The organism is Corynebacterium propinquum DSM 44285 (assembly GCF_000375525.1).
Lineage (GTDB): Bacteria > Actinomycetota > Actinomycetes > Mycobacteriales > Mycobacteriaceae > Corynebacterium > Corynebacterium propinquum.
In genome coordinates, this window is the sequence record NZ_AQXC01000007.1 from 78669 (window position 1) to 94832 (window position 16164).

Consider the following 16164-nt stretch of genomic DNA (forward strand, 5'->3'; position numbering starts at 1 on the left):
ACTAGATGCGTATGTCGAACCGGTCGGAAATGGACTTTTGCCCCGGTGTGGGCATCGGGCATGTAAGCCTCGGTGATACCGGGGTGAGTGTGCTGAGTTTCGCCGCAGCTGGTTCTGGCGCAGGCGCGGTGGCCAGCGTTGATGTGCGCGGCGGCGGCCCCGGAACCCGCGAGACAGACTTGTTGGCGCCAGAAAATACCGTCGGTGCGGTACAAGCGATTGTGCTGGCCGGCGGTTCTGCGTATGGGCTGGCTGCTGCCGACGGCGCGATGGCGGAGTTGGAATCACGCGGGGCTGGTTTTCGCGTTTTCGGCCCGGATAGCGATGGGCCAGTGGTGCCAATCGTGCCCGCGGCGGTGATTTTTGATCTTGCCGTAGGTGATCCGCAACACCGACCGACCGCGGCAGACGGGCAGCGTGCTACTGCTCGTGCGTTGGACAACTTCGATGGCGCTGCAGGCACAGCGTCGGCAAGCACAGCATCGACAAGGAAGACGTCGACAAGTACAGCACCGACAAGCAACATCGGCGCTGGCTGTGGAGCTACCGCCGGAAAGCTACGCGGCGGGTTTGGCCAAGCCAGCCGGGAAGTTGCAGGCTACCGAGTCTCTGCCGCGGTGGTAGCCAACCCCGTCGGTGAGGTCGTCGATGCAGCTACCGGCAGATTGTTCGGTGCCCCGGAGCGCGCACCCGTGGACCCGGAAAAATTCGCTGATTTGCCCAGTCCAGCCGCATCACTGAATACCACCATCGGGGTGATCGCTACCAACGCGCCGCTCAACAAAGCGCAGTTACGCAGGTTGGCGATGTGCGGTCACGATGGGATTTCCTGGGCCGTACGGCCTGCCCATAGCCCGTTGGATGGGGACACGCTGTTTGCAGTCTCAACAGCGTCGGAAGAATCAGCTCTGCAAGTAACAGCCATCACCACAGAAACAATGACTGCCCTGTGCGCGGCAAGTTCCCAGGTGGTCTGCGATGCCATCGTGCATGCCGTGGTCCATGCGGAACCCGGTTACGGCTTGCCGACGTACTCGCAGCTGGCTAAGCCAGCGAATTCCTCGAATTAGGAGAATGACCAGCCGATGGAACCAAGTTTTCGCCGACCACCCCGTGACAGTTTCCGCCAGTACAACCCGAATTACACCGGGCAGGGAAACCCTGGCCATACCGGCGGGATGATGCCGTATCACACGAACCAACCGGCCCGCCACGGTGGGGGAGGACCGGCGCGGCTAGGCGTCGGCCAGCGTTTACAAGCGGGCACATCCTATGCCGTGACCTACGTCGTCGTGATTTGGGCGGTGCATATCGTCAACCAGTATGTGCTCGGCGGATCGCTGCTGGCTTACGGAGTCCACCCGTTGGATACCACCGCCTGGTGGACGGTGTTTACGGCGCCGCTGATTCATGGCAACTTCGCGCACTTGATTTCTAATACCATCCCAGGGGCATTATTCACGTTCGTGATTGCGGCCTCGGGCAAGCACGTGTGGCTGAAATCGACGTTGATCATCACCCTGGTTGCAGGCATGGGCACGTGGCTGATCGGTGGCGTGGGCACGGTGCATATTGGTGCTTCAGGTGTGCTCTACGGGTGGTTTGCCTACTTGTTGGTGCGCGGCATTTTCAATCGCAGCATGGCACAACTGGCGATCGGTGTGGTCATTGCCAGCGTGTACTCGGGATTGATCTGGGGCATCTTCCCGACGATGCCGGGCGTGTCCTGGCAGGCGCACCTGTGCGGATTCATCGGCGGCATCATTGCCGGATTCATGGTGCGCAACACGAAATAGCCAGCGGCAGTGGGCGTGTGCGCACGACTTCCTGTCTACCAGCAGGCGTCGGCAAGACTGCGTAACCTGATTTTGTGCAGCCGCTAAACTACAACCCGTGAGCACATCCGAGACCACCAGCGAAAGCCCCGTACTAAGCACGTTGTCTGCGCCCATGAGCAACCGCACCCCGCGCGAGCTGGACCGGGAAGCACCGATCGGGATTTTTGACTCCGGTGTCGGTGGGCTGACGGTAGCGCGCACTATCATGGATCAGTTGCCGAATGAATCGGTGCTGTATATCGGTGATACCGCGCACGGCCCTTATGGCCCATTGCCGATTGCCCAAGTGAGAAGCCACGCCCAGCGGGTCGCCGATGAGCTGGTGGAACGCGGGTGCAAAATGCTGGTCATCGCCTGCAACACCGCCACCGCAGCTTTCTTGCATGATGCGCGGGAGCGTTACGACGTCCCCGTCGTCGAGGTCATCCAACCCGCGGTACGTCGCGCGATGGCGACTACCCGAAACGGCAAGATCGGCGTCATTGGTACCGAAGGAACCGTGAAATCGGGCGCCTATCAAGATATGTTCCGGCTCAACCCGGCGGTGACGGCCCAGGCGGTGGCATGCCCGTCGTTCGTGGATTTCGTCGAGCGCGGTATTACCTCCGGTCGGCAGATTTTGGGGGTGGCGCAAGGTTATGTGGAACCGCTGCAATCGGCAGGCGTCGACACGCTCGTGCTGGGCTGCACACATTATCCGCTGCTATCCGGTGTGCTGCAGCTGGCGATTGGCGAGAGCGTCACGCTGGTCTCGTCGGCGGAGGAGACCGCGAAAGATGTGCTGCGGCGGCTGACCGAGTTGGACCTGTTGGCTACCGGGAAAAATCAACAGCGCGTTTTTGAGTCCACGGGCGATCCAGAGAAATTCGCGGAACTTTCCCAGCGGTTTTTGGGCCTGGGTGTGGGGGAGGTCACTCAATCTGCAACGGGCGTCGGCAAGGCCTAAACTATGAGAATCGAGTAAAAAGTTGTCAGCGATTAACTGACAGCTGTGATGAAGCTGGGATGCAACTGGGATAGACGTCATGAAACTCACAGTCCTTGGATCTTCTGGATCGGTACCCGCGCCGGGCAATCCGGCCAGCGGGTATTTGCTGACGTTTAGTGATCCTTCGGCTCCTCCGATTGTGGTGGATTTTGGTTCCGGCGTGTTCGCTGCGCTACAAGAAATCGGCGAGCCCGGCGATTGCCACATGGTACTGAGTCACATGCATGCAGATCATTGCAGCGACTTTCCCGGTTTGCTGGTGTGGCGTCGTTTTCATCCCACTCGGGGCGCTAGTCGACGTCACCGCCTGTTGGGGCCGAGCCACACGGTCACGCATCTGGGCCGGATGAGCGGCAATTTCTTGGACGAGGTCGACGATCTTTCCGATACTTTCAAGTTCCAGCCTTTCCAACACGGGGTGCCGCAGGTTTTTGAACAAGCCACGATCACCCCGTATCGCACCGTGCACCCGACGGAGACTTTCGCGCTGCGCATTGAAGATCACGCCAGCGGCAAGGTGATCGCGTATTCGGCGGATACTGCATATACCGAAGACTTGGTGGATTGCGCGCGCGACGCCGAATATTTCTTGTGTGAAGCCGCGTGGGGTGCCACCGCAGCAGATAAAGTTTCCGGTATGCACATGTCCGGTGCTGATGCTGGTGAACTGGCTACCGCAGCCGGGGTGCGCAACCTTGTGTTGACGCACCTGCAGCCCTGGGGTGATACTGCCGCCACCGTGCAGGCGGCGGAAAATTATTTTGCGGGCCCGGTCCAGGTGGCTTTGCCGGGCAACGAATACACGCTCTAAATCGGCACCGCGCGCGGGTATGCTGGCAGGCATGTCTGATTTTCAGCGAGCTGATCAACGTGCCCTTGACGAACTGCGCCCAGTGCGCATCACGCGTGGTTTTACCTCCAACCCGGCTGGTTCCGTGTTGGTCGAATTCGGTAATACCCGCGTGATGTGTACGGCTTCGGTGTCGGAAGGCGTGCCGCGTTTCAAGAAATTCTCCGGCGAAGGCTGGTTGACCGCCGAGTATGCGATGCTGCCTTCTGCTACCCACGAGCGCATGCCGCGCGAGTCCATGCGCGGCAAAGTCAAAGGCCGCACCCATGAGATTTCCCGCTTGGTGGGCCGTGCGTTGCGTGCCGCGGTGGATCTGGGCGAGCTGGGCGAGAACACCATCAACCTGGACTGCGACGTACTGCAGGCTGACGGTGGTACCCGTACTGCCGCAATCACTGGTGCTTATGTGGCGCTTGCCGACGCCATCGCCGTGCTACAAGACCAGGGTGTGGTTCCGGGCGAGCCGCTGCTGGATCCGATTGCCGCGATCTCCGTGGGCATTATCGACGGCCACGTGTGCCTGGATTTGCCGTATGAGGAGGATTCCCGTGCGGAAGTCGACCTGAACGTGGTGATGGATGCGCACGGCGATTTCGTGGAGATCCAGGGCACCGGTGAAAACGGCGTCTTTGGCCGCGATGAATTGGACGAGATGCTCGATGTTGCGCAAAAAGGCTGCTATGAGTTGATCGAGGCGCAGCGTAAAGCGTTGGCACAGCCGTTACCTGTAGCTGCTGGTGCGCAGTCAGATGCCCATGATGGCGAGCGGGGAGGCGATGCCTAGTGCGCATCCTGGTTGCTTCGAATAACCAGAAGAAACTGGCTGAGCTGCGTAAGATCGTCGCCGAGGCCCCGGAATTGGCCGATCTTGGCGACGTCGAGGTCATCGGCACCGCGGATGCCCCGGCCTATGATGAGCCGGTGGAAGACGGCCGTACTTTCGCCTATAACGCGTTGATTAAGGCGCGCGCTGGGGCGAAAAACACCGGGCTTATCACCATCGCGGATGATTCCGGCCTGGCCGTCGACGAGCTCAACGGCATGCCGGGTGCGTTGTCTGCGCGCTGGTGTGGCGAGCACGGCAATGATGCTGCGAATAACGAATTGTTATTGGCCCAGCTTGCTGATGTCCCGGATGAGCGTCGCAGCTGCGCATTCGTGTCCGTGTGCGCGCTGGTGACACCGGATGGGGCCGAGCACGTGGTGGAAGGCCGTTGGGAAGGCCAGCTGTTGCGCAGCCCGCGCGGGGAAAATGGGTTTGGTTATGACCCGCTGTTTGTCCCGGATACAGAAATCGCGCAGGTCGGCAGCATCGAGCAGGCGCGGAGTTCTGCGCAGTTAAGCCCGGAAGAGAAAAACGCCGCCTCGCACCGGGGCAAGGCGTTGGCGCAGCTGGTGCCGACACTGGCGGATTTGTTGCGCTAAATGGTGAATGGGTGGCATAGACGCCAGCCAGTGACTCGCAGGTGCCTGCCTTTTACCAAGACAGTCACCGGACTGCTACCTGACAGCCACCGAGCTGCTACCGGACGTCGGCAAGCTGAAATTGAGTAGTGATTTCTTTGCGACGTTTGGCTTCCATCCAGAACGAGAAAAACGGCACCACGCCGGATAGGGCGGTGCTCAGCCATTTCACCGGCTCCCAGCGGGCCTTCAGCCCTAGGTTGATCACGCTGAGCACGAACCCGGCATAAACCCAACCATGGGCAACGCCGATATAGCGCGCCCACACGGGGATCTCAAGGCCCAGGATGTATTCGCTGATCATGCGGCCGACCAAGAACAGCAGGAAGAAACCGGTGATAAAAGCTAGCGCCGAGAAAATGGTCAGTGCGCTGCGCACGCGTTTTTGCCGCTCGGGGTTGATGGATTTCTGAGTGCTCACTAGCTGTCCTTTTTCTGGGTTGAATGCTGTTGATGCGCTTGCCGACGACGTGCTGCCGGGTCTGCCAGTTTATTGAAGGCTTCCACGTTATCGTTGCGTCGGGTGGGCAGGAAGTCGTCGTCGATGGCGGTGACTTGTTGTTCTAGCTTGTGTCTATCCGCGACATAGGGCTGGTTGTCGGTCTCGGGATCATTTTCTTCGGCCAGTTTCTCGTTTTCGTAGCGCAGGATCATACGGTAGGCAAATACCGCAAAGGCCGCGAATAATGGCCACTGAAGTGCGTAGCCGAGGTTTTGGAAGGTGCCGGAACCGGATTGGAATCGGGTCCATTGCCACCAGGCCAGCCCGAAGAAACAGATGACGACGATGGCGAGCAGGATGATGTGCCACCACCGCACGCGGATGGTGGTGCGCTTGTCATTCTGCGAGTCCTTCACGGCTTCAAGGTTACCGAACTAGGTGCCGGAGTTGGCGGTAGCCGTGGTGTGCGCTAAACTATATTTTCGCAAGCGCCCGTGGCGGAATTGGCAGACGCGCTGGATTTAGGTTCCAGTGTCTTCGGACGTGTGAGTTCAAGTCTCACCGGGCGCACAATTTTTAACCCCCGTTACCAGGTGTTTTGCCATGTAGGCGGGGGTCTTGTGTTTTTCTGGTTTGGGCCGGTTTGGGTTCGGGAAGGGTCGTTCTCGGTCAAAAATGGGTCAAAAATGTCCGGGTTGAAATCGCCCGGGTGTTGTTCCTGGGGTATCTGCCTTAATTATCATTATCTCGTTACCCACGGGTTCCGATCCAAAATTCCGGCTCGACCTTAGGCAGAGAAATGCCCATTTTTGGCTCAACGGCCTGGCATGTTCCAGATTTCCCCGTCTACGCAAACGGAACAAAACCTGGGACACTTCATCAAAAAACTTGGCTCATTCGCTAAACCCGTAACTACTCGGGGTGAGGGCCAGCATAGATAACGGCAATCTGATTTTTACCCCAGTACGACCAGTACAGGCGCCATGCAGTCGGGGTGTGGTTTTCCACATAAGAGATGTAAATAGTTGAGCCGTCCGTAGCTTTCACACCGCTCATCGCATGCGTACCCAAAACTGGGATACTGCGGCCCTTGCTCGGAGAGAAGCCGGAGAGCTTTCTTAAGTTTCTTTTTTCTTCTCCGGCTGTTTGCGCAAAAATTTTTGCGTGTCTTCGCAGGCGGTTGGCGTCCACTTAATGCTGATGCGCTGCATTAGAGCTCAAAGTCGATGAATCGCCCGTCTGCGAAGTCTTCCAGTCCATCGTTGAACTGGGCTAGTGCATTGGGGTCAGAGAACAGTTCATTGTTTGTCTCATCGACTTCGTCTTGCTGGACCCAGGTCATACGACTATGTGCGTCTTGAAAGCCTATGCAGTCGCCTTGCTGGCGCGCATTAGCTGCCAGTAATTGGCTCAATCTAGCTCACCTCCTCCTCTTTGTATCCAATGTTTCGACATTTTGTTCCGGGGGTACAGCTCTGGGGGATACTTAAAAAGCGTTGATCATGTATGAACTTACATAATTATTTTCGCTAGGCGCACACGGTCGCTACCGCGGACGACGCAAAACTGCGATGAGGAAGTCGGAGTCAGTATCGAATGGCTCGATGTTGAAACTAGATAGCAGCAGATCTTGTGCGAAACCAGCCGCAGTACACGAATCCAGGAATTCGCTGAAGCCCCAACCGCGGCCAGCGCCAAAGGCCAATACTGCGCGACCGCCCGGGCGCAATGGCGCATAGAGATTCTCGATGGCATGCTCGCGATCTACTGGATCAATAAAGCCAAGTACGTTGCCGACGCTAAAAACCACGTCGAAGCTGCCGCGCATGTGCCCCAGCTCGGGCTGATCGTACAAAGTGGCAGAACCCAGATCGCCGACGTGCCATTCGCCATTCGGGAAATCGTGCTTCGCATGGTTAATAAGCACCGGGTCCAGATCGATTCCGGCGACGGTGTGGCCGCGGTCAATCAATGGGCCGCCGGCACGCCCGGTGCCGCACCCAGCGTCGAGAATTCTTGCGCCGCATTGGCTCAGCGCGTCGATAAAACGCGCCTCGCCGTCGATGTCTTTGCCTTCTGCGATAAAGCGTTTCCAGCGCGCAGCGTAGTTTTCTGAGTGCGACGGATTGTTACGGGTGAGGTCATTCCAGGTAGGCATGTCTCCATTCTAGTGCGTGGGTGCTGTGATTTACTGCGCGATCAGCTTGTTCATAAACCGCACCGCAATGGATGGTGCAAACCGTGCGGCGTAGCGAAGAAGCAGCGACGGCAGACCTACCGAATACATGATGCGGCGGCGGGTGAGCCCGTGGGACGGGTGCACTGCTTGCCAGATTTTGTCCGCGACTTGTTCTGGTGTCAGGTGTACACCCAACCGTTTGATGGATTGTGCATCACCGCTGGACAGTTTTGTTTTTGCCCATAGTGGCATGATGTTGACCACACGGATATCGTCGTTTTCCCACTCCAGATCCAGCGCTTGGCTAAAGCCTTGCACGTAAAACTTGGACGCCGAATATGGGACGATGTGTGGTTGCCCGTAAATGGAGGATGCCGATCCCATATTCACCAGGTGCGCACCAGGAGTTTTCTTCAAGTACTGGTGTGCGGCGCGTGCGCCTAGGGTGACACCGGTGCAGTTGATGCTTACTTGGGCTGCGATCAGGTCAGGGTCTTGCTCAGTGATATCGCCAAAACCGATGACACCGGCGTTGTTGTCCAGGACGGTTAGTGTTCCGTCGGTATGCGCGGTGAAATCTGCCAGGGCATCTTCCCACTGCGCAGCGTCGGTGACATCCAGGTGTCCAATGATGAGCTGTGGGTATTCGGACTGGAACTGCTGCAGGTGCTCGTCGTCAATGTCATAGGCGCCGACCACCCACCCTGCGTCCAGGAACTTCGTGGCGACGGCCTTGCCGATGCCCGTTGCGCCCCCGGACACGAAAATGCTGCGTGGCGTGGCCCTGGTGGGAGAGTTGCTGGTTGCGGTTTGTGCGTTTGTGGATTTGTTCTGTGCTGAGCTCATGCTCATAGACTACGCCACATTTTTATTATTTGTGTTGCAACTAACAGGTTTGCGGAAATGCAGCAAAGGGTTACGCAGACGCCGGAAATGCGTTTAAATAGGAAAAGGATTAGCGATAGTACGCATGGCGCTCATGGTGTGTTGATTCTGGGTTGTCAGCCGACAGTCGCAGTTAGCCACTTGAGTAGACCTATTGGATGAGTAGACCTATGGGAAAGGACACGCGCATGATTTTGCTTTCGACGGTGGGGATTTTCCTCGTATTACTGATTTTGGTGGCCACGTCTTCGATTTTCACGGTGCAAACCCGGCAGGCCGCCGTGATTGAGCGGATGGGCAAATTTCACCATGTCGCGCATGCCGGGCTGAATATCAAGATCCCGTTCGTCGACAAGGTGCGTGATCGTATCTCGTTGCAGGTGCAACAGCTCGACGTGATGGTGGAGACTAAAACACAAGACAACGTCTTCGTCCAGATCCCCGTCGCGGTGCAGTACCAAGTCGTGGAAGGCCGCGAGCGCGAGGCGTACTATTTACTGTCCAATCACGAGCAGCAGATCATCGCCTATGTACAGGATAATGTGCGTTCTTCCGTAGCGGGCATGAAGTTGGATGAGTCATTTTCTTCCAAGGATGATATTGCCCGCAACGTGGCGGAATCTCTGCGTGACAACATGGCGGAATATGGTTGGCACTTCGTCAATACCCTGGTCACGGATATTCGCCCGGATTCCAAGGTGCGCGATTCCATGAACGCCATCAACGCCGCCCAACGTGAACGTGATGCTGCGGTCTCGCAGGCAGAAGCCGAAAAGATCCGCGTGGTCAAAGAGGCCGAAGGTGCCGCAGAAGCCCGCCGATTGCAGGGGCGTGGTGTGGCTGATCAGCGCAAAGAGATCGTCGAAGGTATCGCTGCGCAGTACGAGTTGTTGCGCGAGGCGGGCATCGAGGAATCCCCGGAAGTGCTCATGTTGGTCTCGCAGTATTTGGATGCGATGGTTGATGTCGCCGGTAATGGCGGTTCCAATGTCATGTTCATGCCTAATAATCCGGGCGGTATGGGTGAGCTTTTCGACGGCATGCGTAATGTGTTGTACTCGACGCAGCTGAGTGCTGCTCATAAATCCCCAAAGACCAAGCGCTTTCCTCAGCAGCGCGACAACACCACGAAGGACTAGCCTGTGCCCGACACCGATGCGCCGTTGCCGCCTTCCCGGATGCCTGCCAGTGAGATTTCCGCGATCGATGCCCAGCACATTTGGCACCCGTATGCCGCCCCTGGCGAGCCGACCCGCGTGGTGCGCTCGACCGAGGGCATTTATCTCGAGCTTGCCGACGCCTCCACCACCGCAGTACCGGATGCAACCGCAGAACACCCTGCGAAACCCGAATCACAGTGGGTGATTGATGGCATGAGTTCGTGGTGGGCTGCCTGCTTTGGCCATTCCCACCCGCGTTTGGTGGATGCGGCACAGCGCCAGATTTCTGCGATGAGTCACGTTATGTTCGGTGGGCTGACACACCAACCTGCCGCGCAGTTGACGCAGAACTTGTTTGCTCTGACCGAAAACCGTTACCAGCAGGTGTTTTATTCGGATTCCGGTTCGGTGTCGGTGGAAGTCGCGATCAAGATGGCGTTGCAGTACGCCCGCGGTAAAAACAGCGACAGCACAAGTGCAAACACGAGCACGAGCACAGGCACAAGCACCCCGAATAAATTGTTGACCTGGCGCTCGGGTTACCACGGCGATACATTCCAGGCGATGAGCGTGTGCGATCCGGATGGTGGCATGCATTCGCTGTGGAACGGGACGGTGAAAGAACAAGCTTTTGTCCCAGCACCGCCGACGCGTGGTGCTAGCTCAGAACAGCGTACCGATTACTTGCGCGTGGTCGAGGCGGCCATGACCGACGAGATCGCCGCGATGATTATCGAACCAGTGGTACAGGGCGCCGGAGGCATGCGCTTTCATGACCACGAGTTGCTGGTTGGCATCCGTGAGCTGTGCACCAAGCACGGAATCGTGTTGATTGCCGATGAAATCGCTACCGGTTTTGGCCGTACCGGCGATCTATTTACCACCCATGCTGCTGGAATCACCCCGGATATTTTGTGCGTTGGCAAGGCCTTGACTGGTGGTTTTATGTCCTTGGCAGCCACGTTGGCGACAAAAGAAATCGCCAAAACTATGCAGCCTGCAGCGCTGATGCACGGACCGACGTTTATGGCCAACCCGTTGGCATGCGCGGTAGCCAGCGAGGCGACAGCCATGATCCGGGAAGGCCACTGGCGTGAACAAGTCCCACGCATTGCGGCTCGGCTTGTCGACGGGCTGGATCCGCTGCGCGAAATGCCAGGCGTGGCCGACGTTCGTGTGCTGGGGGCGATCGGAGTGGTGGAAATGGACCATGATGTGGACATGGCCACCGCCACCGCTGCCGCATTGTCGGCAGGGGTGTGGATTCGTCCTTTCGGGCGGCTGGTTTATACGATGCCACCGTATATTTGCACTGACGACGAGATCGCCACCATCTGCCGGGCGATAGCGCGTATCGTTGCAGCCTGCGGCAGCCCTGCGCAGGCTGCGCACTAAACCAGCAAGAACAAAGGAATCTGCATGATCATTACTGGGACTGGCACGGGCGTCGGCAAGACTATCGCGGCGGCGGCACTGGGATGGGCCTGGCAGCAGCCGGTGCTCAAGCCATTGCAGACTGGTGCGGATGACGATGCCGGGGTCGTAGAGAAATTCACCGGAATTGCCGGGGATGTCTACCGTCGCTACCCGGACCCGTTGGCTCCCAACCTAGCCGCCAAACGAGCCGAGATGCCGCAGGCCGATCGTGAGTCGGTCGGCCAGTGGATCTCGGATTTTCGCGCGCAACACGGCATCTGTTTGGTGGAAGGTGCTGGTGGATTATTGGTGCGCCTGGGCACGGATGCGCGGGGCCGGGACTTTAGTGCGCTGGATTTGGCCAAAGACTTAGGTGAAAAACTCGTGGTGGTGACCAGCACTGGGCTGGGGAGTTTGAATATGGCCGAGTTGACGGTGCGCACGGCAGAATCCGCTGGTGTAGAGGTCGCCGGGCTTGTTGGTGGCAGCGTGCCGGAAGAACCAGATTTGGCGACGCAGCTGAACATGCAGGAACTGCCCCGGGTGACTGGGAAAAATCTCTGGTTTAGCCTGCCGGAAGGGATTGGATCGTGCGCGCCGGAAGAATTTCGCAAGCGCGTCGACAAGCTCGGTGTTCCTGCCTTTCATTCCGTGGCGGGATTACCGCTGATGGGGCTGTAAGACATGCACATTGCAATCGGTACTGATTTGGTGCATGTGCCTGGGCTGCGCGAGCAGTTGGAGCTTCCGGGGTCGAGTTTCCGCCGGGTGTTTAGTGATTTTGAATGGCGCAGCGCGACGGCCAGTGCGCATGGGCGCTATGTGCATTTAGCGGGTCGCTGGGCGGCGAAAGAAGCATTCGTGAAGGCCTGGGCGCAGGCCCGGTATGGCAGTCCACCGTGGTTGGCAGAAGAAGAGATCGTGTGGTCCGCGATCACGGTGCGTCCGGATCGCTGGGGCAGGCTAGCATTAGATTTCGCGCCGGAATTGCGGGCAGAAATCACGACGGCACTTGGTGAATTCCAGCACAGCATCAGCATCAGCCACGATGGTGACTATGCCACCGCGACCTGTGTGCTGTACTACTAGGCCACTAGCGTTACAGCGTTATAGCGTTGCCACGCTAAATAGGTAGGCAACCAGCATGCGCTTGGTCTCGTCGACGGTGCGGGCAAGTGCTGCAGGATCTTCGTCTTGCACGCCGTAATTCAGCAAAGAGACCACCGTGTGCACCAGCAAACCAGCCATCTCCAAGCGCGCATCTTCTGCCATCTCCGGTGCCAGCGGGCGCAATGCCTGGGCGATGATCGCCAGCATTTCCTGTTGTGTATCTGCTGCTGTCGCGCGGGTAGCCGGGGTGGATTGGATGGCATGCCACACGGCACGACGGGAAGGATCCTCACTCCACATCCGGGCGAGGTGATCGATGAACCCTTCCAACACCTCGGGCCACTGGGGCGCGGGGATCTGCTCAGAAAAAGACTGCAACGCGCCGATGGATTCTGCGGTATCGACGCGATCGAGTTCGCAGATCATCGCGTATTTATTCGCGAAAAACTGATAAAGCGTGCCGATCGGCACTTCGGCGCGGCGGGCCACCTCGTCGAAAGTGAAAGATTCAAAGCCGACGTCGACAAGCACGCTGCGCGCGGCCTGCAGGATGCGGTGAAAACGCTCCCGGCTACGCGCCTGCGACGGCCGACGCCGCGGCACCAGAATCTCTGACATCGGCTTTCGTCCTGCCTGTCTTCAACGTCGTTATGGTTGGTCGTGGTTTTGGTTTAGCTTTCCAGATCCGGCAAATCACGCACCACACGGGCGACGTGGCCGGTGGCTTTGACGTTGTACTGCGCCATCGCAATCGCGCCGTTGTTGACGATGAACGTGGAACGAATAACGCCCTGGACCTTCTTGCCATAGTTATTCTTCTCGCCGAATGCTCCGTAAGCTTCCATGACCTTCTTGTCGACGTCGGAAAGCAGCGGGAAGTTCAGGTCGTGGTCCTTTTTGAACTCCGCGAGTTTCTCCGGCTTGTCCGGCGAGATGCCGACGACGTCGATGCCTAGTTCATTGAGCTGACCCAAAGAATCGCGGAAGTCGCACGCTTCTTTGGTGCATCCAGGTGTGTTGGCCTTGGGATAGAAATAGACCAGTACCCGCGAATAATCCGAGAGTTTCGTGGTGCCGCCTTCGTCGTTCGGCAGCTCGAAATCGGGTGCAGTATCTCCTACGCCAAGTTGAATATTGCTCATACCCAACACAGTACCGGGTTAGCAGGCCACCGGGTAGGCGCAGAAAGGTAGTCTGACGTAGACTAGCTAACATAATTGCCAGGAAACTGTGAACAGTGAACGACAGCAGTGAATTAATAGGAGAGTGCACGTGGCACGGAAAATTGACGATATTCAGCGTGATATTGAACGCACCCGCAAGCAGCTGGCGGGAACGCTTGATGAGCTTGCACAGCGCACCAAGCCGTCGAACCTAGTTAACGATGCCAAATCCAATCTCCTGGAAAAACTGCAGGACCCGCAGGTGCAGAAAGTCCTGGCTGGTGTCGGCGCCGTTGTTGCCGCTGGCATTGCCTTCAACGTATTTAAAGGCCGCCAGCGCAAGAAAGACATTCACGAGCTCAAGCGCATGATCGTTGAACACGACGTCTAGCCCGTCACGCGTGTTTCACTAGGTCGCGCTCGTTGAAAAGCTAGTCGACGATCCTAGTCGACGATCTCCGCACCCGCGTCGCGCATCTCTTCGATAGCGCTGCGTTCTGTTTCCTCCGCTACCGGTGAGCACAGATCCCGCAGTACGCGCACGCGGGCTTGTGTTTGCTCGCATGCATCCAGCACCGTCGCGCGCACGCAATAATCGGTGGCAATGCCTGCAATATCCACCTGTGTAACGCCGCGTTCATTCAGCCATTCGGCTAATCCGGTGCCCTCGGAATTTGCGGCTTCAAATCCGGAATATGCTGCGGTGTATTCGCCTTTGCGGAATATTGCGTCGAATTCCATCGCGCTAACGCCGGGGTGTAGCTGTGCACCGTGGGAATCAGCGACGCAGTGCACTGGCCACGTGGTGGTGAAATTCGGTTCCTCACCTTCTGGCGCAAAGTGTGAGCCCGGATCGATGTGCCAGTCCATCGTCGCCACGACGTGATCGTAACCGCTGGTATCAAGTGCGCCAATGCGCGCTGCGACGTCGTCGCCATGCTCGGTGCCCAGGGAGCCTCCCGGGCAAAAATCGTTTTGCACATCGACGACGATCAGGGCGGTGTGCGCAGTGTTTTCTGGGGTATCAGTTGGGGTATCAGTGTTGTCGCTCATAGTTTTCCAGTCTAGTATTCCCCCGGCTGTTTGTTCACGTGCGTGGAACGCGTATTCTGGCACAGGATTTTGCCGCTGTTTTCGTTTTCGATTGAATTTTCCAGGAGAGTGATTGTGAAAGCACCTATTTCTTCCTACCTCGACACCATCCTGGACGAGGTCCGCTACAAAGACGCAGGCGCGAACGCCGACTATATTCCGGAATTGGCGGATAAAAACCCGAATGCTTTGGGCGCGGCGATGTGCACTACCAGCGGGCATATTTACAGCGCCGGTGATGCAGAGGTGGAATTTAGCATCCAATCGATCTCTAAACCGTTCGTCTACGCCATGGCTGTGCAGGAACACGGCATTGATGTGGTCAGCGAAATCGTCGGCATGGAGCCATCCGGTGAGGCCTTCAACGAGCTCTCGCTGGACCGCGAGGGCCACCGTCCGGTGAACCCCATGATTAACGCGGGTGCGATTGCCGTAACCCAGTTGATTGGTGGTACGGAAGCCACGGTGGAAGACCGTATCGAAATGATTCGCTCTTTCCTATCTGAGATGGCGTGCCGACAGCTGCGGGTGGATTATGACTTGTGCGAATCCGAACTGAAATTCGCGGACCGTAACCTGTCGTTGGCGCACATGCTGCGTAATTACGACATTATTCAGGATGATGCCCACGATGCCGTCGTCAGTTATACCGCGCAGTGCTCGATCATTGTGAACACTCGTGACCTGGCGTTTATGTCTGCCGTGTTGGCCAATGGTGGCAAGCATCCGTTGAATGGCAAGCGGGTGCTCGAGCCGGATGTGTGCCGGTTGACGCTAGCGGTGATGAGTTCAGCGGGCATGTATGACCAAGCTGGTCGCTGGATGGCGCACGTGGGAATCCCCGCAAAATCCGGTGTTTCCGGTGGTTTGCTGGGAACTTTGCCGGGCCAGTTGGGCTTTGCGTCGTATTCACCGCGGCTGAATGAATACGGCAATTCCGTGCGTGGTGTGCGGATTTTCAAGCTGCTTTCGCAGGACATGGGCTTGCACTTGATGGCGGCCGATGACCGAGCGGGTGTGGATGCGGTGCGCTCGATCGTGACCTACCAGGAAGATACCGTCGTCACGTTGCAGGGCATGATCAATTTCAATTCGGCGGAGTCTATTCTGTATGAGCTCTCGCAGCATGAGATCTCCGGGGACCACGTCATCTTCGATATGACTCGGGTTTCTGGCATCCGCAAGATGGGCAGGTACCTGCTCAAAGAAGGTATGCACCTGTTGGAAGAAAAAGGCTTCCGCATCTCGATTGTGGACCCGGACGATCACGTGCCCGATTACCGACGGGTGGATGGTACGGAGATCCACGTCAACGAGCAGGAATCCGCGCCGTTTGCTACAGAGCGCGAAGACGATCGCTATCATGACGACGATTGCCCGGACCCAGACCAGCCACAACGCCCGGATAACTGGGAAGACTGGGCTGACGGTGCAGAAGAAGACGGTGCAGAAGATCCCAGCGCAGAAGCTGAGTCTGCTGCGCCGAAGGAACCCGCTGACGTTAACTAATGCTGTAATGAGCTAGCCAATGTGTTCGTGATGTAGCGCCAACCCTAAAGTTTATGTGTGGAAGATCA

General features: G+C 57.7%; 21 protein-coding genes and 1 tRNA gene. 13 read left to right on the forward strand and 9 right to left on the reverse strand.

The genetic code is table 11. From position 1 onward, the window contains the following. Positions 1–11 precede the first annotated feature (11 nt). From B142_RS0107220 to B142_RS0107245, 6 genes are all read left to right on the forward strand, one after another. On the forward strand, positions 12–1070 hold the full coding sequence (locus B142_RS0107220; protein WP_018120877.1) for a P1 family peptidase: 1059 nt from the start codon (positions 12–14) through the stop codon (positions 1068–1070). A gap of 15 nt (positions 1071–1085) precedes the next feature. After that, positions 1086–1796: a rhomboid family intramembrane serine protease gene (locus B142_RS12200; RefSeq protein ID WP_018120878.1), complete on the forward strand. Its 711-nt coding sequence runs from the start codon at positions 1086–1088 to the stop codon at positions 1794–1796. Between the two features lie 154 nt (positions 1797–1950). After that, the gene (gene murI / locus B142_RS12205) at positions 1951–2784 is read left to right on the forward strand and encodes a glutamate racemase (protein ID WP_018120879.1); all 834 of its coding nucleotides are present in this window, start codon (positions 1951–1953) and stop codon (positions 2782–2784) included. Positions 2785–2863: 79 nt separating this feature from the next. Further along, positions 2864–3637 (forward strand): MBL fold metallo-hydrolase, encoded by a 774-nt coding sequence (locus tag B142_RS0107235; protein WP_026167938.1) that lies wholly within the window; start codon positions 2864–2866, stop codon positions 3635–3637. Between the two features lie 31 nt (positions 3638–3668). Beyond that, the gene (gene rph / locus B142_RS12210; protein WP_065420306.1) at positions 3669–4460 is read left to right on the forward strand and encodes a ribonuclease PH; all 792 of its coding nucleotides are present in this window, start codon (positions 3669–3671) and stop codon (positions 4458–4460) included. After that, positions 4460–5101 carry a non-canonical purine NTP pyrophosphatase gene (locus B142_RS0107245; RefSeq protein WP_018120883.1) on the forward strand — a complete coding sequence of 214 codons (642 nt, stop codon included), beginning with the start codon at positions 4460–4462 and terminating at the stop codon, positions 5099–5101. Before rph ends, B142_RS0107245 begins: the two co-directional genes overlap by 1 nt. Before the next feature lie 97 nt (positions 5102–5198). Here the strand turns inward: B142_RS0107245 and B142_RS0107250 are convergent, their stop codons facing one another. Further along, positions 5199–5561 (reverse strand): DUF3817 domain-containing protein, encoded by a 363-nt coding sequence (locus B142_RS0107250; RefSeq protein WP_018120884.1) that lies wholly within the window; start codon positions 5559–5561, stop codon positions 5199–5201. Beyond that, entirely contained in the window at positions 5561–5998 is a 438-nt protein-coding gene (locus tag B142_RS0107255) for a hypothetical protein (RefSeq protein ID WP_018120885.1), read from the reverse strand. Before B142_RS0107255 ends, B142_RS0107250 begins: the two co-directional genes overlap by 1 nt. Positions 5999–6070: 72 nt before the next feature. On the opposite strand from B142_RS0107255, the gene B142_RS0107260 reads away from it, so the two are divergent. After that, positions 6071–6152: transfer RNA gene (locus tag B142_RS0107260), tRNA-Leu, on the forward strand. A gap of 342 nt (positions 6153–6494) precedes the next feature. Here the strand turns inward: B142_RS0107260 and B142_RS13580 are convergent. The 4 genes from B142_RS13580 to B142_RS0107280 all read right to left on the reverse strand — a co-directional run bounded on the left by B142_RS13580 (position 6495) and on the right by B142_RS0107280 (position 8607). Beyond that, positions 6495–6773 (reverse strand): hypothetical protein, encoded by a 279-nt coding sequence (locus tag B142_RS13580; RefSeq protein WP_152671630.1) that lies wholly within the window; start codon positions 6771–6773, stop codon positions 6495–6497. Positions 6774–6792: 19 nt separating this feature from the next. Next, positions 6793–6996, reverse strand: a complete 204-nt coding sequence (locus B142_RS0107270) for a hypothetical protein (protein WP_018120887.1) — start codon at positions 6994–6996, stop codon at positions 6793–6795. Between the two features lie 132 nt (positions 6997–7128). Then, a complete protein-coding gene (locus tag B142_RS0107275; protein WP_018120888.1) occupies positions 7129–7740 on the reverse strand; it encodes a class I SAM-dependent methyltransferase in 612 nt (203 codons plus the stop codon). Between the two features lie 30 nt (positions 7741–7770). Beyond that, positions 7771–8607 (reverse strand): SDR family oxidoreductase, encoded by an 837-nt coding sequence (locus B142_RS0107280; RefSeq protein WP_018120889.1) that lies wholly within the window; start codon positions 8605–8607, stop codon positions 7771–7773. 197 nt (positions 8608–8804) lie between these two features. Between B142_RS0107280 and B142_RS0107285 the strand changes: the two genes are divergently transcribed. Genes B142_RS0107285 through acpS form a run of 4 tightly spaced genes read left to right on the forward strand, consistent with a single transcriptional unit; the run spans position 8805 to position 12311 of the window. Next, a complete protein-coding gene (locus tag B142_RS0107285; protein ID WP_236658156.1) occupies positions 8805–9785 on the forward strand; it encodes an SPFH domain-containing protein in 981 nt (326 codons plus the stop codon). Positions 9786–9824: 39 nt separating this feature from the next. Further along, positions 9825–11201 carry an adenosylmethionine--8-amino-7-oxononanoate transaminase gene (locus B142_RS0107290; protein WP_039734034.1) on the forward strand — a complete coding sequence of 459 codons (1377 nt, stop codon included), beginning with the start codon at positions 9825–9827 and terminating at the stop codon, positions 11199–11201. 24 nt (positions 11202–11225) lie between these two features. Further along, complete coding sequence (gene bioD / locus B142_RS12215; protein WP_018120892.1) at positions 11226–11903, forward strand: ATP-dependent dethiobiotin synthetase BioD; 678 nt, start codon at positions 11226–11228, stop codon at positions 11901–11903. Between the two features lie 3 nt (positions 11904–11906). Next, positions 11907–12311 carry a holo-ACP synthase AcpS gene (gene acpS / locus B142_RS0107300; protein WP_018120893.1) on the forward strand — a complete coding sequence of 135 codons (405 nt, stop codon included), beginning with the start codon at positions 11907–11909 and terminating at the stop codon, positions 12309–12311. A gap of 18 nt (positions 12312–12329) precedes the next feature. Here the strand turns inward: acpS and B142_RS0107305 are convergent, their stop codons facing one another. Both B142_RS0107305 and bcp read right to left on the reverse strand, forming a co-directional pair. Beyond that, the gene (locus B142_RS0107305) at positions 12330–12950 is read right to left on the reverse strand and encodes a TetR/AcrR family transcriptional regulator (RefSeq protein ID WP_018120894.1); all 621 of its coding nucleotides are present in this window, start codon (positions 12948–12950) and stop codon (positions 12330–12332) included. A gap of 53 nt (positions 12951–13003) precedes the next feature. After that, a complete protein-coding gene (gene bcp, locus B142_RS0107310; RefSeq protein WP_018120895.1) occupies positions 13004–13474 on the reverse strand; it encodes a thioredoxin-dependent thiol peroxidase in 471 nt (156 codons plus the stop codon). Between the two features lie 130 nt (positions 13475–13604). Here bcp and B142_RS0107315 point away from each other — a divergent pair, with 130 nt between their 5' ends. Then, positions 13605–13886 carry a DUF3618 domain-containing protein gene (locus B142_RS0107315; RefSeq protein WP_018120896.1) on the forward strand — a complete coding sequence of 94 codons (282 nt, stop codon included), beginning with the start codon at positions 13605–13607 and terminating at the stop codon, positions 13884–13886. Positions 13887–13939: 53 nt separating this feature from the next. Here the strand turns inward: B142_RS0107315 and B142_RS0107320 are convergent, their stop codons facing one another. Further along, on the reverse strand, positions 13940–14548 hold the full coding sequence (locus B142_RS0107320; protein WP_018120897.1) for a nicotinamidase: 609 nt from the start codon (positions 14546–14548) through the stop codon (positions 13940–13942). A 114-nt stretch (positions 14549–14662) separates the two neighbouring features. Between B142_RS0107320 and B142_RS12220 the strand changes: the two genes are divergently transcribed. After that, positions 14663–16096, forward strand: coding sequence for a glutaminase (locus B142_RS12220; protein ID WP_018120898.1), 1434 nt, complete (start codon positions 14663–14665; stop codon positions 16094–16096). Positions 16097–16164: the final 68 nt, after the last annotated feature.